General features: G+C 74.3%; 15 protein-coding genes and 1 riboswitch. Of the genes, 7 read left to right on the plus strand and 8 right to left on the minus strand.

Annotated elements, in window-relative coordinates:
• The first annotated feature begins 123 nt into the window (after positions 1-123).
• Positions 124-2,934, plus strand: a complete 2,811-nt coding sequence (locus tag F1D97_RS03070; protein ID WP_236122265.1) for a flippase-like domain-containing protein — start codon at positions 124-126, stop codon at positions 2,932-2,934.
• 58 nt (positions 2,935-2,992) lie between these two features.
• Here F1D97_RS03070 and F1D97_RS03075 read toward each other — a convergent pair whose 3' ends face one another.
• The 4 genes from F1D97_RS03075 to F1D97_RS03090 all read right to left on the minus strand — a co-directional run bounded on the left by F1D97_RS03075 (position 2,993) and on the right by F1D97_RS03090 (position 7,415).
• Positions 2,993-3,373: an SHOCT domain-containing protein gene (locus F1D97_RS03075; RefSeq protein WP_236122266.1), complete on the minus strand. Its 381-nt coding sequence runs from the start codon at positions 3,371-3,373 to the stop codon at positions 2,993-2,995.
• A gap of 155 nt (positions 3,374-3,528) precedes the next feature.
• A complete protein-coding gene (locus F1D97_RS03080) occupies positions 3,529-3,684 on the minus strand; it encodes a hypothetical protein (RefSeq protein WP_236122267.1) in 156 nt (51 codons plus the stop codon).
• Between the two features lie 17 nt (positions 3,685-3,701).
• Positions 3,702-3,777: riboswitch (cyclic di-GMP riboswitch) on the minus strand.
• 226 nt (positions 3,778-4,003) lie between these two features.
• A complete protein-coding gene (locus tag F1D97_RS03085; protein ID WP_236122268.1) occupies positions 4,004-4,984 on the minus strand; it encodes an aldo/keto reductase in 981 nt (326 codons plus the stop codon).
• Between the two features lie 169 nt (positions 4,985-5,153).
• Positions 5,154-7,415: a penicillin-binding transpeptidase domain-containing protein gene (locus tag F1D97_RS03090; RefSeq protein WP_236122269.1), complete on the minus strand. Its 2,262-nt coding sequence runs from the start codon at positions 7,413-7,415 to the stop codon at positions 5,154-5,156.
• 705 nt (positions 7,416-8,120) lie between these two features.
• On the opposite strand from F1D97_RS03090, the gene F1D97_RS03095 reads away from it, so the two are divergent.
• Positions 8,121-8,921, plus strand: a complete 801-nt coding sequence (locus F1D97_RS03095; RefSeq protein WP_236122270.1) for a DUF5701 family protein — start codon at positions 8,121-8,123, stop codon at positions 8,919-8,921.
• A 9-nt stretch (positions 8,922-8,930) separates the two neighbouring features.
• Here the strand turns inward: F1D97_RS03095 and F1D97_RS03100 are convergent, their stop codons facing one another.
• Together F1D97_RS03100 and F1D97_RS03105 are read right to left on the minus strand one after the other, a co-directional pair.
• On the minus strand, positions 8,931-9,728 hold the full coding sequence (locus tag F1D97_RS03100) for a VOC family protein (protein WP_236122271.1): 798 nt from the start codon (positions 9,726-9,728) through the stop codon (positions 8,931-8,933).
• A gap of 151 nt (positions 9,729-9,879) precedes the next feature.
• The gene (locus tag F1D97_RS03105; RefSeq protein WP_236122272.1) at positions 9,880-10,455 is read right to left on the minus strand and encodes a DUF4190 domain-containing protein; all 576 of its coding nucleotides are present in this window, start codon (positions 10,453-10,455) and stop codon (positions 9,880-9,882) included.
• Positions 10,456-10,638: 183 nt separating this feature from the next.
• Here F1D97_RS03105 and F1D97_RS03110 point away from each other — a divergent pair, with 183 nt between their 5' ends.
• The 3 genes from F1D97_RS03110 to F1D97_RS03120 all read left to right on the plus strand — a co-directional run bounded on the left by F1D97_RS03110 (position 10,639) and on the right by F1D97_RS03120 (position 15,192).
• The gene (locus F1D97_RS03110; protein WP_236122273.1) at positions 10,639-11,364 is read left to right on the plus strand and encodes a M50 family metallopeptidase; all 726 of its coding nucleotides are present in this window, start codon (positions 10,639-10,641) and stop codon (positions 11,362-11,364) included.
• A 49-nt stretch (positions 11,365-11,413) separates the two neighbouring features.
• Complete coding sequence (locus F1D97_RS03115; RefSeq protein WP_236122274.1) at positions 11,414-12,214, plus strand: YqgE/AlgH family protein; 801 nt, start codon at positions 11,414-11,416, stop codon at positions 12,212-12,214.
• Positions 12,215-12,375: 161 nt separating this feature from the next.
• Positions 12,376-15,192 carry a cellulose binding domain-containing protein gene (locus F1D97_RS03120; RefSeq protein ID WP_236122275.1) on the plus strand — a complete coding sequence of 939 codons (2,817 nt, stop codon included), beginning with the start codon at positions 12,376-12,378 and terminating at the stop codon, positions 15,190-15,192.
• Positions 15,193-15,611: 419 nt separating this feature from the next.
• On the opposite strand, the gene F1D97_RS03125 is transcribed toward F1D97_RS03120, so the two are convergent.
• Complete coding sequence (locus F1D97_RS03125) at positions 15,612-17,390, minus strand: HNH endonuclease signature motif containing protein (protein ID WP_236122276.1); 1,779 nt, start codon at positions 17,388-17,390, stop codon at positions 15,612-15,614.
• Between the two features lie 168 nt (positions 17,391-17,558).
• Here F1D97_RS03125 and F1D97_RS03130 point away from each other — a divergent pair, with 168 nt between their 5' ends.
• Positions 17,559-19,739, plus strand: a complete 2,181-nt coding sequence (locus tag F1D97_RS03130) for an eCIS core domain-containing protein (RefSeq protein WP_236122277.1) — start codon at positions 17,559-17,561, stop codon at positions 19,737-19,739.
• Between the two features lie 30 nt (positions 19,740-19,769).
• On the plus strand, positions 19,770-20,276 hold the full coding sequence (locus F1D97_RS03135) for a hypothetical protein (RefSeq protein WP_236122278.1): 507 nt from the start codon (positions 19,770-19,772) through the stop codon (positions 20,274-20,276).
• 40 nt (positions 20,277-20,316) lie between these two features.
• Here the strand turns inward: F1D97_RS03135 and F1D97_RS03140 are convergent, their stop codons facing one another.
• The gene (locus tag F1D97_RS03140) at positions 20,317-21,879 is read right to left on the minus strand and encodes a YfcC family protein (protein WP_236122279.1); all 1,563 of its coding nucleotides are present in this window, start codon (positions 21,877-21,879) and stop codon (positions 20,317-20,319) included.
• Positions 21,880-21,882 lie beyond the last annotated feature (3 nt).

The following is a 21,882-nucleotide window of genomic DNA, read 5'->3' on the forward strand; positions in this document are numbered from 1 at the left end:
CCGGTCCACCTCGCCGGTCGCCCGCGACCGCCTTGTCGCCACCGTAGACCCGGACCCGGACGAATGCCGGACAACCGGCCCGAACCGCGGGGCGGCGGCCCGCCGCCGCCTAGACTCGCGGGTATGTCTGCGCGGAAGTCGGCCGGGTCCGCGTCGTCGCGACCCGGCGCAGCGGCGGACGACCTCGTGACGCCGCTGCCCGTCGCGACCGCGCACGGCGCCGGTCGCGCGTCCGAGCCTGCCTCCCGCAACGGCCACGAGACCCCCGGCCCGTCACGCCCGCCCCAGCGGCCCGACCCCGCCGACGCCTCCGGGACGACCGCCGACGACGACGCGCCCGAGGCCACCGACGACGCGCTGGGCCTGCCCGACCCCGACGACCACCGCGCCGCCCGGGCGCGCGCCGAGGCCGAGGCCGCGACCATCGTCGTCGACGACCAGCCCACGGTTCGCGTGCACCACCCCAGCGACCTGATCTCGACGATCCTGTCCGCGCTCGGTGTCGCGCTCGTCATGGTGCTCGCCACCTACGCGCAGCACACCACCACGGGCGTCGCCGAGGACGTGCAGGGGTTCGCGACGCTGCTGCGCCGGATCCTGTTCGTCCCCGTGCAGGTGCTCGAGGGCTTCGTGACGCTCGCCGTGCCGCTCGCGGTCGGCATCGAGCTCGCGCTGCGCCGGCTCGGGCGCCAGCTCGTCGAGGCGATCATCGCGGCGGTCCTCGCCGTCGCCGTCACCGCCGTCGTCGTCCTCGTCGTCCAGGGCGTCGGGTCCGACGAGCTCGTGCGCGGCCTGTCCGTACGGCTGGGCGGCTCGTGGGAGCTCACCATCCCCGCGTACGTCGCGATGCTCGCGAGCCTGCTCACCGTCAGCGGACCCCGCCAGCGCCGACGCACCGTGGCCTGGTCGTGGCGCGCCGTCTGGATCGCCGTGGGCGTGCTCCTCATCACCGCACAGGTCTCCCTCGCCGGGCTCGCGGTCGCGCTGCTGCTCGGTCGCCTGTGCGGGCTCGTCGTGCGGTACGTCTCCGGCGTGCGCAGCGAACGCGCGTACGGCGCGAGCCTGGTCGCGGGCGTGCGCCGCGCCGGGTACGAGCCCGTGCGGCTGCGCCGCATCGCCGCGGACGACGACCCGGAGCGCGACGACGACGACACCGGCGACGCCCGTGACGACGTCGCGGCCCGCGGCGCCGACGGCGAGCTCGACGGCCTGCACTCCGTCGCACCGCCCCCGGCACCCGACGACGCCGCGGCCCGCGCGCTCGTCCGCTCCACCGGCTACCGCACGTACGAGCTCACGACGCCCGAAGGACCGCGGCTCGACCTCGTCGTGATCGACGGCGACCGGCAGGTCGCCGGCATGGTGTCGCGCGTGTGGCGCTCCGTGCGCCTGCGCGGCATCGAGGGCCGGTCCGTGCAGTCGCTGCGCCAGACCGCCGAGCGCACCGCACTGCTCAGCTACGCCGCACGCGCCGCCGGCGTCCGCACCCCCGAGCTGCTGCGCGTCGCCGAGATCCAGGACTCCATGCTCCTGGTCCAGGCGCACCCCGGCACCGCCGTGCCGCTCACCGAGCTGCCCGACGAGGCGCTCACCGACGACGTGCTGCGCGAGATCTGGGCGCAGCTGCGCACCGCGCACGAGGCCGGCATCGCGCACCGCGCACTCACGTCCGACACCGTGCTCGTCGAGGACCTGCTCGGCACCCCGATCGTGTGGGTCGTCGGGTGGGAGAACGGCTACGTCGCGTCGTCCGAGCTCGCGCGCCGCATGGACCTCACGCAGATGCTCGCGCTGCTCGCCCTGCGCGTCGGCGTCGAGCGCGCGCTGCAGTCCGCCGCCGACTCGCTCGACGACGACGACGTCGCCGCCATCGGCCCGCTCCTGCAGGGCATCACGCTCCCCGAGCGCACCCGCACCCAGGTGCGCCGCCACCGCAAGGTGCTGTCCGACCTGCGCGACGCGATCGTCGCGCGCATCCCCGAGGCCGACGTCGAGCCGCAGCAGCTCGTACGGTTCGGTGCGCGCTCGATCCTCACGATCGTCCTGCCGATCCTCGTCGTCCTGCTGCTCGTCACGCGCATCAACATCGACCAGATCACGAGCGCGCTGTCGACCAGCGACTGGCGCTGGACCGCCATCGCGTTCGCACTCGGCCTGCTCACCATCGTCGGCGCCGGGCTCGCGCTCACCGCGTTCTCCCCCGTGCGCCTGCCGTTCTGGCGCACCCTGCAGGTCCAGGCCGCGTCCAACTTCGTCGCGCTCGCCGCACCCGCCGGCATCGGGCCCGCCGCGCTCAACCTGCGCATGCTCACCCGGCGCGGCGTCACCACGACCCTCGCCGCCGCGACCGTGACGATGGTGCAGGTCAGCCAGCTCGTCGTCACCATCGTCATGCTCGTCGTGCTGTCCGTGCTGTCCGGCGGCAGCAGCGGGTCCGCGCTGCCCGTCTCACCCGAGGTCCTGCTGATCGTCGGACTCGTCGCCGTGCTCGTCGCCGCGTCGCTCCTCGTGCCCAAGGTCCGGCAGTGGGTCATGGCGAAGATCCGCCCGACCCTGCGCCAGATCTGGCCGCGCCTCGTCGACATCCTCGGGCGGCCCTGGCGCCTCGCCGTCGCCGTCGCCGGGAACCTCATCATGACGCTCGGGTTCGTGCTCGCGTTCGACGCGTGCCTCGCCGCCTTCGGGCAGGAGGCGAGCCTCATCCAGGTCGCGATCATCTACCTGACCGGCAACACCGCGGGTGCGCTCGTCCCGACCCCCGGCGGCATGGGCGCGATCGAGGCCGCGCTCGCCGCGTCGCTGTCCGCCGTGACCGGCATCAACCCCGGTGTCGCGCTGTCCATCGCCGTGCTGTTCCGCGTCGTCACCTACTGGGTGCGCATCCCCATCGGCTGGGTCGCGATGCGCCACCTGCAGCGGGTCGGCGAGCTCTGAGCCCACCGACCCGCCGCGGGTCGGGCGCCCTGCGTGATCGGGTCAGACCGAGACCGGGTCAGGCAGCCAGCGCCTTCGCCTTGAGCTGGGCGAACTCCTCGGGCGTGATCGCGCCCGAGTCCAGCAGGGCCTTGGCGTCCGCGATGTGGTCGGCGGGCGACTTCGCGCCCGCCACGTCACGGATGTAGCTGTCGGTCTCGGCGCGCGCCTGCTCGATCCGACGGCCCTGCCGCTCCGCCATGCCCTTGCCCCGCGCGATGACGTACACGAGCGCCGTCAGGTACGGGAAGAGCACCAGGAACAGGATCCACACGGCCTTGAGCCAGCCGCTGACCGCCGAGTCACGGAACAGGTCGCTCAGGATCTGGAACAGGATCACCAGGTACGCGAAGAAGAGGAACCACCACAGGAGAAGGAGTACCCATTGCCAGAAGTTCATGCCGCCACGCCCTTCGGAGGGTGAAAGCCCCACATCAGGGGCCGAACCCGACATTAGCGACGGGCGTACGGGACGTCTCGTCAGCGGGGCTCAGGCGTCCGGAGATGACGAGAGCCGGCACGCATCGGCGCGTGCCGGCTCTCGTCGACGCAGGTTCAGGCGGCGGTGCGCTCGAGCTGCGTCGGGACGGTCGACAGACCCCCGCGGGTCGTGGCCAGCGCCGCCCACGCCTGGATGCGCACCAGGGGAGTGACGGGCTGGAGAGCGGGAGACTGCGAGGACTCGGCGGGGGGGAAGCCGGTCTGATCCATCTGCGCGGTCCTGTCTGTTCGGTAGCCCGGCTGACCGTCGAGGGTCCCGTGGCTTTGCGTCCCCTCCTCGCGGAGGGTTTGCCGTTGTCGCTGACAAGCAGGACGGTAGTTCAGGAGACCTTCCAGGGCCAAGTGCCCCGAACCGCGAAAATACGGGCACACCGATAAATCACCCGTTCGGCCTACGTCCGGCGGCTCAACTCGTCCGATTCGTCCGATATAGGCCCTGGTCCGGCCGGTGTCACGTGTCGTGTTCGCGCGCACATGTGCGATCTCACAGGGCGCTCCGAGCGCCGTGAGGCGAGCGGGTCACTCCGGGTCACTCCGCGTCGAGCCACACGCGCGCCGGCGGCAGCAGCGCCTCGAGCTCGGGCCACAACGCGTCCGGCAGCGGACGCGCCGCCGCCTCGATCGTCGCCGTGACCCGCCCCGGCCGGCTCATCCCGACGACCGTCGAGGCGAACCGCTCGTCACGCAGCGAGAACTGCAACGCGGCCGTCGCGATGTCCGTGCCGTGCGCCGCGCACGCCTCACGCATGCGCGCCGCCGCCTCCAGCACCTCCGGCGGCGCCGGCCGGTAGCCGTACGTCGTCGGTCCGCCCTGCTGCGCCGCGAGGATCCCGCCGCCGTACACCGCCGCGTTGAGCACCCCCATGCCGCGCCCACGCGCCTGCTCGACCAACGGCCCCGCGCTGCGGTCCAGCAGCGTCCAGCGGTTGTGCACCAGCAGGACGTCGAACACGCCGAGCTCCAGGTACCGCGCCATCTCCTGCACCCGACCGCCCGCGAGCCCGATCCGGCCGACCCGCCCGCTGTCCCGCAGCGCCACGAGCGTGTCCACCGCACCACCCGGCGCCGTCATCGCGTCGAAGTCGTGGAACTCCGGGTCGTGCAGGTGCACGAGCGGCAGCTCGTCCAACCCGAGGCGCCGACGGCTCTCCTCGACCGACGCCCGCACCCGCGCACCCGAGTAGTCCGAACCGATCGGGTCGACCTTCGTGATCACGACGACACCCTCGGGCAGCCCGTCCGCGAGCCCGATCGCCGCACCGATCCGCCGCTCGCTCTCCCCGGCCGAGTAGCCGTTCGACGTGTCGATCGTGCGGATCGGCGAGTCGAACGCCGCGAGCACCGTCGCCACACCCTCCTCGGCGCTCACCTCACGGCCGAACAGTCCCGGCATGCTGCCGAGCGGACCGCCGCCCAACGTCACCGCCGACACCGTGAGGTCCGTGCCGGGCAGCGCGCGCAGCCAGCCCGGACCGCCGGGTGCGTACGTGGGTGAGGCAGGGGGCGTCATGTGGTCCTCCGGTCGTGCGCGTCGCGGCGGGCGTCGAGGCTGCCCGCAGCGTGCCACCCGCCACGACGACGAGCGAGCCGGACACCCCGTCGACGACGAAGCCCGGCGACCGCGACGGCAGCAGGCCGAGCGACCCGGCGGCCCCGGCGCCGTCCGCCGGCGGTCCGGGTCAGCGGTCGAGCGCGACGACCGGCGGCGAGGTGAGGAACCGCGTGAGCAGCGGGCCGGCCGTCGTGGAGCCGTACTCGCCCTCGTCGACGAACACCGCGACGGCCAGGTCACCCTGGATCGCGATCATCCACACGTGGTTCTTGAGGTCGTCGACCGGGCCGAACTGCGCGGTCCCCGTCTTGGCCAGCACGTCCCCGCCCGCGAGGTCCTTCAGGAAACCCGCGCCACCCTCGGTGACGACGCCGCGCATGAGGTCGCGCAGCGCCGCGCCCTCGTCGGCGGTGAGCTCCACGTGGGGCCGGGGCTCGTCGCTCGGGTCCGACGACTCGTCGTCGCCCGAGCCCTCGTCGCCCGAGCCGTCGCCCGAGCCGTCCCCCGCACCGTCACCCGAGCCGTCACCCGACCCGTCGCCCGAACCGTCACCCGACCCGTCGCCAACCGACGTCGCGTCGTCGCCGGCGGCGTCGGCCGAGGTGTCCGCGTCGTCGCCCTCGACCACGAGCACGGGCGTGACCGTGCGACCGGCCGCGACCGACGCCGCGACGACCGCCATCCCCAACGGGGAGGCCAGCACACGCCCCTGGCCGATCATCGTCGCCGCGTGGTCCGTGCCGTCCGACTCCGACGGCACCGCCCCGAGGAACGACGCGAAGCCCAGCGACTCCGACGGCAGCAGGCCGAGCGACCCGGCGGCGTCCACCACCGCGTCCTGCGGAGCCGCGTCCCGCGCGCCGATGAACGCGGAGTTGCACGAGTGCGCGAACGCCGTGCGCAACGGGACCTCGCCCAGCGCGGACGCCGGGTAGTCGGGGAAGTTGTCGAACCGCCGGCCGTCGACGGTGATGCCGTCCGGGCAGCTCAGGTCGCTGTCCGGGGTCATCCCCGACCGCAGGAGCGCGAGCGCGCTGACCACCTTGAACGTCGACCCCGGCGCGTACTGCCCGAGCGTCGCGGTCGACATGCCGTCGCCGCCCGGGCCGCTCGCCGCGGCGACCACCTCGCCCGTGGACGGCCGCACCGCGACGATCGCCGACGCCGGGCCGACGCTGGCGAGGATGCTCTCGGCGGACTGCTGAACGAGAGGGTGGAGAGTCGTGCGCAGCGGCTCGCCCGCCACCGGCGGCACGGTGAACAGCGGACGCGCCTCCCCCTCGCGAGCGCTGCCCTCGACGCCGCGCGCCTCGATCCGCAGGCCGGGCGTACCGCGCAGCTGCTCCTCGTACTGCCGCTGCAGCCCGGACAGGCCCGTGAGGTCGCCCGCCTGCACCGCGCCACCGGACTTCTCGATGATCTCCGCGGTCGCCGCACCGACCGAGCCGAGGATCGGCCGCGCGAACGTGCGCGTCGGCGCGAGCGGGATCGAGTCCGCGACCGCGTTCACGCCCGGCAGCTTCTTCAGTGCCGGCACGTCGTAGTAGCCGTCGTCCGCCCGCACGACGATCGCCTCGACGAACGCCCGCTCGCCCGCGGACTCGACACGCGCGGCGTACGCGTCGGCGTCGAGCTCGAGCGCCGTCGCCAGGCCACGCGCGGCCGCCCCCACCTCGTCGGCCGGCAGGAACGTCTTGTCGATCCCGATCCGGTACACGTCGCGCGCCTCGACGAGCACCTCGTCGCCCGCGCCGAGCACGTTCGCGCGCTCGGGTGCCTGACGGGTCACGACGATCTCCTCGTCGGCCGCGAGGTCCGGCGCGAGGAGCGCGGGCGTCCACGTGACGTGCCAGGCGTCCTCGTCGTCGCGCGCGAGGAGGGCCGTCGTCTCGTACGTCCAGGCACGGCCGGAGCCGGTCGCTCCCGCTCCGCCGCCACCGGTGGAGCCCGCGGTGGGCTCGTCCGAGGGCGCACCCGCGGCGTCGCCCGAGGGCCCACCGTCCGGCGCCTGTCCACCCGGTGCCTGTCCACCCGGTGCCTGTCCACCCGGTGCCTGTCCACCCGGTCCCTCGCCGCTCGCGCGCCAGGTCCACCGCAGCACGGCGTCCGCGACCGCGTCGTCGTCCTCGTGCTCCTCGGCGCTCACGAGCGTCACCGTCAGCGCGTCCTTGCCCAGCGCGTCGACGACCTGCTCGAACACCTCCTCGCGCTGCTCGTGCGCCTGCTGCGGCGTCACGCCGTCGAGCGCGACGCCGGTCAGGTCACCGTCCTGCAGCGCCGTGGCGAGCGCCTGCGCGGCGTCCTGCGGTCCCGGCGGAGACGGCGTGCACGCGGTCAGGCCGAGCGACGCCAGGAGCGCGGCCGCACCCAGCGTCGCGACGCCGCGCACGCCCCCGGCTCCGCCGCCCAGGCTCCGGCGCGTCCGGCGCGTCGTCGTGCGCCTCGTCCCACCGTGCATCCGTCCGGGCCTCCGTCGTGTCGTCCTGCTCGTCGCACCGGGGCGCCCCGCGCGGTCGTCGTGCCGCCGCTCCGGGTCGTCCCCTCGTGCCGTGCTGTCTCGTGCGTGCTGTCTCGTGCGTGCCGTCTGCATGCGTGCTGTCTGCGTGCGTCCCGCCGAGCCGTGCGCGGCCAACGGTCGGGGCGCGTCGTCGCAGGTCGCACGCCGTCTCGTCCCGGCCGACCGGCCGCGTGCGACGGGCGGGCCGACCCGGACGGCACGCGCTCCGCGCCAAGGCGGTCGTCCCCGCGCGGACGCGGACGCCGTCGCGATCTCCCGCGATCACCAGCGACCGGACCGCAGCAGCGCACCGCCGACCCGCGGGCGGCCGCTCGCCCTCGGGCCGGGCGGGCCGCCGGGGGGCGATCTGCAACCAACCCGTGAGACGGGCGTCCACCAGGGGGACCTCGGCACTCTATCCGCCCGGCCTGACACGGTGCGCGGCAATTGCTCCGTCACCACCCGACCTGCTGACGCCGGTCGCCGACCGCACCGACGGTCGTGACCGACCGCCCGTCTCACCCCGCGCCGCGGGCACGAAGTCCGCCGCGCACGCGTTGGACCCTCATCGCCCCGATCGTCACGTGGAGGTCTTCCATGCCCGCACCCACCCCGACGACCACCGCCGACCGGCCGGACAGCCCGCGTGAGCTCCCCGCCGTCGGGCTGCCTGCGCTGCCCTCGCTCGCCCGGCAGGCCGAGCGCCTCGTCACGCTGGGCGTCGCCGACCTCGCGGGGCTCACCCCCGACGACCTGCGCGTGCTCGCGCACGACGCCGACGCCTCGACGCCCGGGACGGCCGCAGGCGCCGACCCCGCGTCCCCCGACGTCACGCGCTCCCACCTCACGACGAGCCACCGGCTGCTCGTCGTCCCGCCCGCGCTCGTCCCCGTCTCGGTGCTCGCTCCCTTGATGCGCCGCGGCGAGCGCGCCGGGTTCGTCGTCGAGGACATGACGGACGTCGACGCGTTCGCGCCGATCCCGGGCGTCGACGTGCCCGACGCGCCCTACGTCCTGGACGGGCCGGACCGCGGCGACGACCTGGCCGGCTGGTCACCCGACGAGGCGGGCGTCGAGCTCGCGCGTCGCGGTCGCACGCCGCTCACGCTGGCCGAGGGCGTGCAGTGGGTCCTGCAGGCGCCCGACGTGCTCGAACGCAAGCGCTGCTTCATGACCATCGGATCACGCGTCGCCAAGGCCCGCGGAGGAAGGGATGGCGGAGGAAGGGCCCGCGGAGGACTCGACGCCCGGACGCCCGCGGTCTGGATCTCCAACGGCACGGGCCGCGACGGTCGCGAGCGGCGCGACGCGCCCAAGGTCGGCTGGTGCTGGGCGGGCAACCGGCACACGTGGCTGGGCTTCGCCTCCGCGAGGTCGCGCGTCGCGCTCACGCGCTGAGCGGCCAGCTCAGGCCCGGAGGCCGCCCGTCTGCGGGTCGCGCGCCGTGAGGCAGTACGGGTGGCCGGACGGGTCGAGCAGCGTCGTCCACCGCTCGCGGCGCGCCACCAGCCGGGCACCCATCTCCAGGTGCGCGCGCTCGACCGCCGGGCGCGCGACCGTCGCGAGGTCCAGGTGGGCGGTGGTCTCGCGGCGCGCGTCGTCACCGCCGAGCCGCTGCAGGAGGATGCGCAGCGGCATCCCCGCGGGCCGCTCGAGCGGCACGAGCTCGCCCTTCGCGCGCGGGTCGAGCAACCAGCCGGTGAGCGCGGGCCAGAACGCCGCCTCGTCGTCGAACCGGTCCGCGGGGACGTCGAGGCACACCTGGTCGACGAGCGCGCACGCCCGACCGTCGCCGTCACGTGCCGGCGCGGCGACGGGGACCGCCCGGGGCCGGCGGGCGTGACCCGTGTCCCGCACGAGGCAGAACACGTACCCGCCGGGCGACGACAGCACGACGTGCGTGCCCGCGTCGTGCTCGAGTGCCGCCCCGAGCGCGAGCGCACGGACCAGCTCGGCGCGGACCGCCTCGACCGGGTCGCGCCCGTCGGCCGCGACGTGCAGGTCGAGGTGCACGCGCGGTCCGGCGTCGAAGCGCTGCACCCGCAGGAAGTCGTCGCCGTCGGCCGGGACGAGCGTCGCGTACTCGCCCTGGTCGCCGCGCCACGGGGACAACGTCGAGCCCGTCACGTGCAGCCAGAACGCGAGCGTCTCGTCGAGCACGTCGGACGGCAGGTCGAGCATCGCGGTCGTCCACCGGATCGGCATGGGGCGACGCTAGCCCGTCGTCGGACCGACGACGACCCGCCCGCGACGAAGCCCCTCGCGGGAGCCGCAGGCCCTGTCCCACCCGCCGACACGACGAGCCGACACCGACGAGCCGGCACCGACGAGCCGACACCGACGAGCCGGGGGCGGCCTACAGGCGGGTCAGCACCGCCCACGCCCCGACGACCAGACCGATGTACCCGATGACCAGCCCGGCGACGGCGAACCCGTCGCCACGTTCCCCGCGTCGCGCGATCTGCCCCAGCGCGACGTGCCCGAACACGACCGCGAGCAGGCTCATCCCGAACAACGACACGACGAACGACGCGACGGCCAGCCCGTTCGTCGGACCGCTACGCCCCTGCGCGACGTCCCGGTAGCGCTCGACCCGCGCGCGGCTCTCGTACGCCTGGTCGGCGTTCTTCTGCCGCTGCCGGATGCGCTCGAACGCGGCGTCCGGGGACGGACCAGGTCGCGACGACCCGACGGGTGACGAGCCGGGGCGCGACGGCTCACGCATCGCCGGCTCGTCGGACGCCGCGCGCTCCCGCAGGTGCGGGAAGTCGACGAGGATCGCCTGCCGCGTCGCCTCGGGCGTCGCCGGGTTGGCGAGCAGCGCCGGCAGGAGCGCGAGGTCGGACGCGAGCCCGCCCAGCACCTCCGGAGGCGTGGCGGGGTCGGCGGCGAGCGCGCGTCGCTCGTCCTGCGTCACGGGGTCGACGTCCATCGTGGCCTTCCTCCCGTGCCGCCCCCTGCTGGCGCTGCGGCAGCTCGTGCGCCGACGGCCGCGCTCGGCCGTCCCGGCGTCATCGTGGCAGCACCACCGCGCCCTCGCGTCCGGTTCCGCCCGGATGTCACCCGAGAGGGTCCACCCGCCACGCGCGCACCCCCGACCCGTACGCTCGCGGGCGTGGACTGGCTGCGAGAGACCTGGTCGGACGTGACGACACCGAGTGCCGTGCCCGAGACGTGGGTGGTCGTCGCGACCGCCGCGGCCGTGCTCGTCGTGCTCGCGGTGCCCGTCGCGTGGCGGGTCGCCCGGCACGCGCTGACGATCGTGCACGAGGCCGGCCACGCGACCGTCGCGGTGCTCGTCGGGCGGCGACTGTCGGGCATCCGGGTCCACTCCGACACGTCCGGGCTCACGCTCTCGCGGGGCCGCCCGCGCGGGCCCGGGATGATCGCGACCGCGTTCGCCGGATACCCCGCACCGACCGTCGTCGGCGTCGGGGCCGCCTGGCTGCTGGCGCGCGGGTACGACGTCGCGCTGCTGTGGGCGCTGCTCGTGCTCGTCGTCGGCGTGCTCGTCGGGATCCGCAACTGGTACGGGCTGTGGGCCGTGCTCGTGACGCTCGCCGTGCTCGTCGTCGTGACGGGGTGGGCGTCCGCGCAGGTGCAGGCCGTGTTCGCGTACGCCGTCACGTGGTTCTTCCTGCTGGGCGCGCCGCGTGCGGTGCTGGAGATGCAGGCGGGACGACGAGACGCGCGACGACGCCGGGCGCGCGACACCTCCGACGCGGGGCTGCTCGGCGGGCTCACGCACCTGCCCGGGGCGTTCTGGGTGGGCGTGCTCGCGCTCGTCACGGTCGCCGGGCTCGCGCTCGGGGCGCTCTGGCTCGTGGGCCTCCAGGTCTGAGTGCGCGTCCGGGGTGCCGTCGCCCGCCCCGCGAGCCGATGATGGAGGCATGACCCTGAGCGGACGGCTGCTCGTGGCGGCGCCACGGCTGCTCGACCCGAACTTCCACCGCACCGTCGTGCTGCTGCTGGACCACAACGACGAGGGCGCGTTCGGCGTCGTGCTCAACCGGCTGCTGCCGGTCGAGGTCGACGCGGTGCTGCCGGGGTGGCAGGACGTCGTGAGCCGCCCGGACGGCCTGTTCCAGGGTGGTCCGGTGGGGCTGGACGGCGCGATCGGGGTCGCGGTCGCCGCCCCCGGACCGGCCACCCGGCCGACCTCGCGCGGCGCGTGGCCGGCGTCGCGCGACGGGCTCCTCGACGGCGCGCGCGGTCGTCCGCTCGGCGACCCGCTCGACGACCAGCTCGACGACGTGCTCGAGAGCGGACCCGACGAGCCGGCCGAGCTCGCCGACCTCGGGGACCTGCCCGGGCTCGCGGACCTCGACGACGCTCTTGCGTCCGAGCCCGGCCGGCCAGGGCCGGGGGACGACGTGTTCGGCGACGACGGCGCAGGCGACGAGCCCGTGGTGGATCCGCTCACGGGCGTGTACGGGTTGGTCGACCTCGACGCGGACCCGAGCACCGTCGTCGGGCGGTTCAGCGGGCTGCGGATCTTCGCGGGCCACTCCGGTTGGGGTGGTGGCCAGCTCGAGGAGGAGATCGCCGAGGGCGCGTGGTTCGTCGTGCCGTCGGAGCCGTCGGACGTGTTCACCGAGGAGCCCGAGACGTTGTGGAGCCGGGTGCTGCACCGGCAGGGCGGCGACCTCGCGATGCTCGCGCACTACCCGCCGGACGTCCGGCTGAACTGACCGACGCGTAAACGATTCGTCCGATTCAGTCGTCGAAGCGCTTCAACTAGCGTCGCGCCTGCCCTTGACCTCCGCGCATCTCCGCAGCCCGGCGCGACGGGTCGGCGGCGCCCCGTCGCGACCTCGCGACGGGCCCCACCACGCCACGAAGGAGTGAGCGGATGCGTGTTCCGACGCTGCTCGCGACATCCCGCCCCACCACCACCGCGAGACGCGCCGCCGCGGGCGCCGTCGCCCTCGCGCTGACCGCGACCGGCATCGCCCTGGCGACCAGCCCGGCCGACGCCGCCGACCCACCCAACGCTGCGGGCTACACCTGGGGCAACGTCGAGGTCGTCGGCGGTGGCTTCGTCCCCGGGATCGTCTACAACCAGGGCGAGAAGGGCCTCGTCTACGCCCGCACGGACATCGGCGGCGCGTACCGTCTCGACGCCGGCTCCCGGCGCTGGGTGCCCCTGCTCGACCACATCGGCTGGGACGAGTGGTCGCACAGCGGCGTCCTGTCGATCGCGACCGACGCACGCGACCCCGACCGCGTCTACGCCGCCGTCGGCACCTACACCAACGAGTGGGACCCCCAGAACGGCGCGATCCTGCGCTCCACGAACCGCGGCGAGACGTGGGAGAAGACCGACCTGCCGTTCAAGGTCGGCGGGAACATGCCCGGCCGCGGCATGGGCGAGCGCCTGCAGATCGACCCCAACGACAACCGCGTCCTCTACCTCGGCACCGAGGAGGGCCACGGCCTGTGGCGGTCGACCGACTTCGGCGTCACCTGGTCGAAGGTCACGAGCTTCCCCAACGTCGGCAACTACGTGCAGGACCCGACGTCCTCGAACTCGTACCTCACGTCCAACCAGGGCGTCGTGTGGGTGACGTTCGACCCCACGAGCGGCTCCGCGGGCGTGGCCAGCAGGACGATCTACGTCGGCGTCGCCGACAAGGAGAACAACGTCTACCGGTCGACCGACGGCGGCAGCACCTGGTCGCGCGTCCCCGGCCAGCCCACCGGGTACATCCCGCACAAGGGCGTGTTCGACGCCGTCGGCAAGCAGCTCTACATCGCGACGAGCGACACCGGCGGACCGTACGACGGCGCCAAGGGCGACGTGTGGCGCCTCGACACGACGACGGGAACGTGGACGCAGGTCTCGCCCGTCCCGTCGTCGAGCTCCGACCTCTACTACGGCTACTCGGGCCTGACGATCGACCGGCAGGACCCCGACACGATCATGGTCGCCACCCAGGTCTCCTGGTGGCCGGACGTCGTCATCTTCCGGTCCACCGACCGCGGCGCCACCTGGTCGCGCATCTGGGACTGGAACGGCTACCCCGACCGCACCTTGCGCTACACGCAGGACATCTCCGCGGCACCGTGGCTCGGCTTCAACGCGACGAACCCGCAGCCGCCCGAGCCCCCCGTCAAGCTCGGCTGGATGACCGAGTCGCTCGAGATCGACCCGTTCGACTCCGACAGGATGATGTACGGCACCGGCGCCACGATCTACGGCACCGACAACCTCACCGCGTGGGACGCCGGCGGGAAGATCGACATCACCGTCAAGGCCCAGGGCATCGAGGAGACCGCGGTGCTCGACCTCGCCGCACCCCCCGGGGCCGTCGAGCTCGTGTCCGCGCTCGGTGACCTCGGCGGGTTCGTCCACACCGACATCACCAAGGTCCCCGCCAAGCAGTTCACGCAGCCGTTCCACGGCTCGGGGACGTCGGTCGACTTCGCCGAGAAGAACCCGTCAACCATGGTCCGGGTCGGGCACGCCGTCGACGGGAGCGTCGAGTCGCACATCGGCGTCTCGACCACCTCCGGCTCGACGTGGTGGGCCGGTCAGGAGCCCGGCGGCGTGACGAAGTCCGGCACCGTCGCGATCAACGCCGACGGCACCGCGATCGTCTGGTCTCCCGAGGGCGCCGGCGTGCACCGCTCGACGACGCTCGGCTCGACGTGGACCGCGTCGACCGGCGTGCCCGCCCAGGCGCAGGTCGAGTCCGACCGCGAGGACGCGAAGGCGTTCTACGCCTACTCGGCCGGGAGGTTCTACGTCTCGCGCGACGCGGGCGTGAGCTTCACCGCGTCCTCGGCGTCCGGGTTCCCGACGACCGGCAACGTCCGGTTCGGCGCGGTGCCCGGCAAGGCCGGCCACGTGTGGCTGGCCGCCGAGAACGGCCTCTACCGCTCGACGGACTACGGCACCACGTTCACGAAGCTCCCGGGCTTCACCGACGGCGGTGCGGTGGGCTTCGGCAAGGCGGCGCCCGGTGCGTCGTACCCGGCGATCTACTCGACGTCCGAGTACGAGGGCGTGCGCGGGTTCTTCCGGTCCGTCGACGGCGGCAGCACGTGGACCCGCATCAACGACGACGAGCACCAGTACGCCTGGACCGGCGCGGCGATCACGGGCGACCCGGACGTGTTCGGTCGCGTGTACGTGGGCACCAACGGCCGCGGCATCGTGGTCGGGAACACCGGCACCACCCCCACGGTGACGCCGACCCCGACGCCCACGGCCACGCCGACACCCACGCCGACGCCCACCCCCACGCCTACGCCGACACCCACGCCGACGCCCACCCCCACGCCTACGCCGACACCCACGCCCACCCCCACGCCGACCGTGACGCCGACGAACCCGCCGACCGACCCCCCGGCAGGGGCGTGCACCGTGAAGTACGCGACCAACGACTGGCCGGGTGGCTTCACGGCGTCGATCAGGGTCACGTCCGCGAGCGCGGTCGGCTCCTGGTCGCTCGGGTTCTCGTTCCCGGGCAGCCAGACGGTCGTGAGCGGCTGGTCCGGTGACTACGCACAGAGAGGCAAGGACGTGACGGTGACCAACGCCCCGTGGAACGGCACGATCGCCGCGGGCGGGTCGGTCGACCTCGGGTTCAACGGCGCCTTCACGGGCTCGAACCCCAGGCCGACGAGCTTCACGCTCAACGGCACCTCCTGCACGGTGTCCTGACACTCGCGGTGTCGTCCTGACACCACCCACGGCGTCCTGACACCCCGGCGTCCTGACACCACGGCGTCCTGACACCACGGCGTCCTGACACCACGGCGTCCTGACACCCCGGCGTCCTGACGCGCAGCGTCTCGACGCGCACGACGTTCCTGACACGCACGGCGTCGTGAACGTGATCGCGTCGGGTGGGGACCGGGCCCGCAACCCGGTCCCCACCCGACGCCAGACCTGGCCCGCGACGTGCGCGTCGCGACGCCCGGCGACCGGCCCCGTGTCCCGGTCGGGCGGGGGTGCGGGGGAAGCGGACACCCCTCGCACCCCCGTCGTCGGGCTCCCCACGAGCAGGGCCACGATCTCGTCCTCGACCGTGGGTGCGGCCTGGGACCGCGCGAGCTCGCCGACCCGCCAGACGGGGTCGCTCAGCCCGGTCGCGGCATGGCGAACAGCGAGGCGCCGCCCTCCTCCCGCTCGTCGGTGCGTCTGACGGCGCGCTCATCGTCGTGGTCGCCCCCGAGCGGCGCGCCGGCACGCACCGGCCCCCGAGGTGTCCGGTCATCGGGGTCGGGACCCCGCGGCCGATCTCGACCCAGGCCTCGAGCGGCCGGTCCGGACGCCCCTGGATCCTGTACGGAGCGCTCGGCTGGTCCGAGCGTGGCCGGCTCTTGGCCCGCGCGCACGACCGTGCCGCCGCGCGTGCGGAACGTGTACGTCACGGGCGGGAGGGCGCCGGCGACCAGGCGCGACGACACTCCCCGCGGCGGTGGCGCGGGTGGGTGACGTTGGATCGTCAGGTCTCGCTCGTGCACGACGTGGTGGTGGTAGCCGCACAGGACGACCCCGTTCTCGACGGACGTCTCGCCGCCGTCCCGGTCCCACCAGCGGATGTGGTGGACCTCGCACCACCGTGCGGGCCGCCCGCAGCCGGGCCACGTGCACCCGCCGTCCCGCGCGACGACCGCGCGGCGCAGGTGCCCGGTGTAGAGGCGCTGGGTGCGCCCCACGTCGACCGGCCTGCTCTCGGCGTCCACGACCACGCGCGTGAGCGCGCAGTCGCACAGCAGCCGCGCGGCCTCGCTCACCGGGATCGGGGCACCGTCCTCGTCGACCGGCGCGGGGACACCCCGCATCGCCTCGGCGAGGCGAGCCGAGGCGTCGGCACGATCAGCGGACCGGACACCACCGCCGAGCGCACCACCGCCGAGCGCACCACCGCCGAGCTCGCTCCCACTCCGCCCACCCGCGAGGACCTCACCGCCCGACGCCCCGCCGGCCTCTCGGCCGCCGGTCCGCAGAGCGCGGACCAGGGTGCGGAACGTCTGCTCCCCCAGCACGACCGACACGTGCGGGCGTGACACGGCCGTCGTGGCGTCGGGCTCGGACAGCGCCAGGTCCGCGAGCGCGACGAGCCCGTCGGCCCGCCGCTGCTCGGTGGTGCGCTCGTCGTCCTGCGCGGGCCGGCCCTGGGCGCCCTCGAGCGCGAGCCGCAGCCGGTGACCGGAGCGGTGGTCGAGCATCCCGCGCACCTGGGTGCCGCCGGGCAGGTCGGTCACGAACAGGTGCCGGCGCTCCCGCTGCGCGGCGTGCTCACGCTCGACGGTGACGGGGTCGACCTGCGCGACGAACCGGTCGACCGCCTTGGCGAACTCCCGCCCGTCGAGCCGCCGACCGAGGGCGACGAGCTCGTCCTGCGTGGTCCGGTCCGCGAGCGCGGCGGCGACGGCGGGTGTCGCGCGGGACACCGCGCGGGCGAGCACGTCGACGTGCTGCGCGGAGAGCTCGGTCGCGGTGAACGCCCGCTCGACGGACGGCATCGTCGTGATGACGTGCGCGCCGCGCAGCTCGGCTCCCGCGGCGGACGCGCCGGCGCGCGTCGTCCGACCGCGCCACGCGGCCACGTCCCGGTCGCCGTGGCCCTGCCACGACCCCGCGCGAGCCTCGGCTCCGAGCAGGTGCGCCCGGGCGGTCGTGAGGGCCGCGACGGCCTCGTCGATGCGCGCGAGCACCGCGTGCCGCTCACGCGCGGACCATCGTGCGGCGTCCCGCGCCCGCGCCGCGACCCGGTGCGCGACGGCACCGAGCCCCGCAGCCTCGTCGGACGGCGCGGCCTCGTCGGACGGCGCGGCCTCGTCGGAGGGCGCCGGCACGTCGTCGGACGGCGCGCCACCGCCCGCGACCTCCGCGACACCGTTCGAATACATGTTCGAATCGTACCGATCTGCACAGACACGCGCCGTCGTCGTCCACAGGCCCTGACGCCCCGCCCAGCGTCACTCCAGGATCACCCGGACCAAACCGTGCGCACCCCGCTGACTCTGCGCCGGGGCGCTGCTAGCGTCGCAGGCATCCCGGGGGGCGGGAGGCTCACGGTGCACGCTCGAGCGGACGGGTCGGCAGGCGCGCCGACGCGCGCCGAACCGGTGCACGCGTCGACGTCCGACCGCACGACGGCCGCCCCCGTCACGCCGGTGTCGTGCGCGCGCACACCGCTGCGCCCGGCCCCGGTGGTGTACCGGTCGGCGCTCGTGGGGAGCGTCGACGACCCGGCGGAGCTCGACGCCGAGCGGCGCGCGGACGAGGTCGTCGAGTTCCTGCGTGGGCGCGCACCGGGACCCGACGACGACGGGCCCGAGCCGCACCTCGACCGCCTGCGCCGGAGGTGGTCGGCTGCCACGGACGCGCGCACGGGCATACCCGGCGAGCCGGCCCCCACCCCGCCGGCCCTCGCCCCGCACGCACGACCCGCACCGATCGCCCGGGTGCCCCGCGGCGGCGCGGCGCCGATGGGCGCGAGCGGCGGCCCGCTGGACGCCGGGACGCAGGAGCAGGTCGAGCGGCTCCGCGGTGCGGGCAGCCCGCTGCCGGTGGAGGTCAGGACGCCGATGGAGGCCGCGCTCGGCGCGGACCTGGCGCCGGTACGGGTGCACACGGGCGACCAGGCGGCGGCGCTGAGCGGACGGCTGGGCGCTCGCGCGTTCACCTTCGGCACGGACGTCGTCTTCGCGGACGGGGTGCCGGACATCCGGCAGGACGCCGGCGCACGCCTGTGGGCGCACGAGCTCACGCACGTCGTCCAGCAGCGCAGCGTCGGTCTCCGCCGCACGTGGGACCCCACGACGAGCACGACGAGCACGAGCACGACGAGCACGAGCACGACGAGCACGAGCACGACGAGCACGCCGACGACGAGCACGAGCACGACGAGCACGCCGACGACGACCACGCCGACGACGACCGCCGCGCCCGCCACGCCCACCGTGCGGCGCATCTCGAGCCTGGCGACGTTCCAGGCCGCGACCCCGGCGACGTTCCTCAACGCGCGCAAGCGCATCCTGACGGTCGACGACCGCCTGTCCGACTACATCGGCAGCTCGGGCGCGGCGCGGGTCCCGGCGCTGCAGGCGCTGCGGGCGGCGTGCGCGACGTACATCGCGGCGGGTGGTCAGGCCGCGGGGCGCGTCGCGGCGGTCACGGCGCTGCGTGCGGAGGCGACGGCGGAGATGCCGTTGCTGCAGGCGCTGGGTGCGGCGAACGCGGACCTGCTGGAGGACGTGGTGGCGCGCGCGGGAGGGGCGGCGAACATCGCCGCGCTGACGCTGGTCGCGACGCACCTGACGCCGGCTGAGGGCAGCCTGCTGCCCCGTCTGGTGGACGCGGTCGGCGGCGGTGCGGGGCTCGGGGTCCTCGACACCCTGGTGCAGGCGCTCAACCCGGTGGCGCAGGCGGTGCACCTGCCGACGCTGATCGCGGCGTGCGCGGGCGCGCTCAACCACCTGGCGCCGTTGCTCACCGCGGCGCGGGGCAACGTGGTGGACCTGATCTTCCTGGTCCCGCGGGCGGGTGGCGGGAACCAGGTGACGCTCAACCTGCTGACGGCGATGCTCGGTCCGAACGTCGTGGGCTCCGCGCTGCGGAGCTTCGACGGCCACACGGAGAAGCTGGTGCCGATGGCCGCGCGGGCGAACGGGACGCAGGCGGACTTCCAGCGCATGGCTCAGGAGGCTCCCTTCTTCCACCACCTGCCGCCCCTCGGGCCGCCGGCCCTCGCGACGATCGACCTCGACCTGCCGCGAGCGGTCTTCGACGCGACGCCGGCGCCGGTGGGCCCGACCGGCCCCGACCCGGGCGTCTACACGAACGCCTCGTACCGGGTCCGCTGGACCCACTACTACTCCCGCCACGTGCGGCGGCACTTCAACTTCGCCGAGATCAAGTCGCGGAACGCGTTCTGGCCGGACCCGTGGACGAACGTCGAGATGCTCGCGGTGATCAACCCGTGGTTCGCGGCGGCGGCGAACGCCGGGTACTACATGGGTGGACCGACGCCTGCGACGGACCGTCCGGCTCCGGCGAACTTCACGGCGGCGGTCCCGATGCCTGTCGGGGGCAACGTGCAGGTCCGCGGAGGTGTCTTCTCGGCGCCGACTCCACCCGCGCTGCCGATGATCGACCAGTTCTTCCCGCTCTCGGCGACCGTGGCGGGGCAGCACGCGGCTATCGTCGACGTCTCGGCGGAGGATCTGCGGGCGATCCAGGCTGCGGTCTTCTGAGCCCCGACGTGGGCGGAGAGGGGCGGGCGGTTGGCTGACGACGAGGTGGCCGGTCCGGTCGTGCGGTACGTCCTGGACGTCGACGGGTTCCGCATCGACGAGGGCGACTCGATGCTGGCGTTCGACGAGTACGCGGACCCGGTCCGCGCGGCCGGGTACTGCGAGGGCGCGGTCGTGCTGGAGTCACCGGGCCGTGAGCCGCTGGAGCTGGAGGACGCGGTGCCGTTCCTCGTGACGCACCTGTGCTTCGGCGCGCTCGGGCCGCTGGCCGACGACCGCCCGGTGACGGTGCCGTTCTTCCTCACGGGGATCGACGTGGTCGCCGCGGTCCGGGACGACGAGGTGTGGCTGGACGTCGCGACGGGCGGGCGGTTCCACGACGAGAAGCGGGCGACGCTGCGCGCGCTGTACGCGTGCGGTGCGCGGTTCGCGGCGTTCCACGCGCGCCTGTGGGAGGGCTACCCGGACCGCGCGGGCGAGGTCGCGAACCTCGAGGCGGCCCGTGCGGCGGCGGAGGCGGTCGTCGCGCGCGTGTGACGGCGGGCGTCCGACGAGAGCGGCACGTCGCCCCGGCGCGTCAGCCTGCCCCGGCGGCAATCCCGAGGATCACGAGCACGACGACGAGGTTCGCGACCAGCAGCGGCCACACGAACCTGAGGTACTTGTCGTACCCGACCTTCGCGATGGCGAGCCCGCCGACGACGACGGCGTTGGTGGGTGCGACGAGCAGCATGAGCCCGTGGCCCATCTGGAACGCGGTGATGACGAGGGCGCGTGAGACGCCGGCGAAGTCCCCGAGCGGCGCGAGCAGCGGCATGGCGAGGGTCGCGTGCCCGGACGACGACGGGATGAGGAACGCGAGCGGGATGTTGACGACGGTCACGAGCGCGGTGAACACGGCGGCGGAGGTGCCTTCGACGGCGCGTTCCATGGCGTTGAGGACGGTGTCCAGCGTCTCGGTGTTCGTCATGATCACGGACACGCCGCGGGCGAGCAGGATGACGATGGCGGGCCCGATCATGTCGGCTGCGCCGCGTCCGATGAGCGACACGATCCGCCCCTCGCCCATGCGTGCGACGACGCCGACGAGCACGGCGGCGAGCACGAACAGCATGGTCAGCTGCGGGAACCACCAGCCGAGCTCGAACCAGTAGGGCTCGGTCGTGGTCTGGTGGACGATCTCGTCCTCGGCGGGCCCGGCGGTCGCCCCGAAGATCGACGACCAGGGGATGACGGAGAAGATCATGAGGGCGAACGTGGCGACGGTGATGGCGAGCACCCACCGCTGCGTGCGGTCGAGCCGGGTGCCGGGCGCGACGGGTGAGGCCTCCTCCTCGTCGTCGGACGCGGGCTGCGCGAACCCGACGAGGGACGTCGACGGGTCGCGGCGCACGCGCGCGGCGTAGCGCAGCACGAACGCGACGGCCATGGCGGTGAGCACGACCCACAGGACGACGCGCAGCACGATCCCGTCGCCGATGGACACCCCGGCCTCGCCGGACGCGACGCCGATGGAGAACGGGTTGACGGTCGAGGCCATGGACCCGGTGAGCGCGCCGAGCACGATCGCGGCGGCGGCGACCATGCGGTCGTACCCGAGCGCGAGGAACAGCGGGATGAGCAGCGGGTAGAACCCGAACGTCTCGACGGAGAACCCCATGGTGGAGCCGAGCAGCGAGAACAGCACCATGATCCCGGCGACGAGGAGCCATCCGCGCGACCCGACGCGGTCGGCCATGGACGCGACGGCGACCTCGAGCGAGCGGGTCGAGAAGCTCACGGAGATGAACGCGCCGAGCGCCATGATGAACATGACGACGCCGATGGACCCGAACATCCGCCCGAGGTTCTCGGTGTCGACGAACCCGCTGGCGGCGTCCTGGATGCCGTACAGGCCGTTGACGGGCGAGAGCACGAGCTGCTGGACGCGCTCGCCGAACGACAGCGGCGACTCGACCTGCTCGAACGACCCGGGGACGGGCGCGCCGACCTCGTCGTGCTGGTAGCGACCGGACGGGATGAAGATCGCGGCGACCCACACGGCGAGGGTGACGATCGCGAGCGTGGTGATCGCGGAGGGGAACGAGAAGGAGCGCTTCCTGCGGGGCTCGGTGGTCGTCTCGGCTGCCGTCGCGCTCATGGG

This window comes from Cellulomonas palmilytica (genome assembly GCF_021590045.1).
GTDB lineage: Bacteria > Actinomycetota > Actinomycetes > Actinomycetales > Cellulomonadaceae > Cellulomonas > Cellulomonas palmilytica.

Bases quoted from the DNA above. Each gene is read 5' to 3' on its own strand.
- F1D97_RS03070 (WP_236122265.1), top strand. From the start codon at position 124: ATGTCTGCGCGGAAGTCGGCCGGGTCCGCGTCGTCGCGACCCGGCGCA.
- F1D97_RS03075 (WP_236122266.1), bottom strand. From the start codon at position 3,373: ATGAACTTCTGGCAATGGGTACTCCTTCTCCTGTGGTGGTTCCTCTTC.
- F1D97_RS03080 (WP_236122267.1), bottom strand. From the start codon at position 3,684: ATGGATCAGACCGGCTTCCCCCCCGCCGAGTCCTCGCAGTCTCCCGCT.
- F1D97_RS03085 (WP_236122268.1), bottom strand. From the start codon at position 4,984: ATGACGCCCCCTGCCTCACCCACGTACGCACCCGGCGGTCCGGGCTGG.
- F1D97_RS03095 (WP_236122270.1), top strand. From the start codon at position 8,121: ATGCCCGCACCCACCCCGACGACCACCGCCGACCGGCCGGACAGCCCG.
- F1D97_RS03100 (WP_236122271.1), bottom strand. From the start codon at position 9,728: ATGCCGATCCGGTGGACGACCGCGATGCTCGACCTGCCGTCCGACGTG.
- F1D97_RS03105 (WP_236122272.1), bottom strand. From the start codon at position 10,455: ATGGACGTCGACCCCGTGACGCAGGACGAGCGACGCGCGCTCGCCGCC.
- F1D97_RS03115 (WP_236122274.1), top strand. From the start codon at position 11,414: ATGACCCTGAGCGGACGGCTGCTCGTGGCGGCGCCACGGCTGCTCGAC.
- F1D97_RS03120 (WP_236122275.1), top strand. From the start codon at position 12,376: ATGCGTGTTCCGACGCTGCTCGCGACATCCCGCCCCACCACCACCGCG.
- F1D97_RS03125 (WP_236122276.1), bottom strand. From the start codon at position 17,390: ATGTATTCGAACGGTGTCGCGGAGGTCGCGGGCGGTGGCGCGCCGTCC.
- F1D97_RS03140 (WP_236122279.1), bottom strand. From the start codon at position 21,879: ATGAGCGCGACGGCAGCCGAGACGACCACCGAGCCCCGCAGGAAGCGC.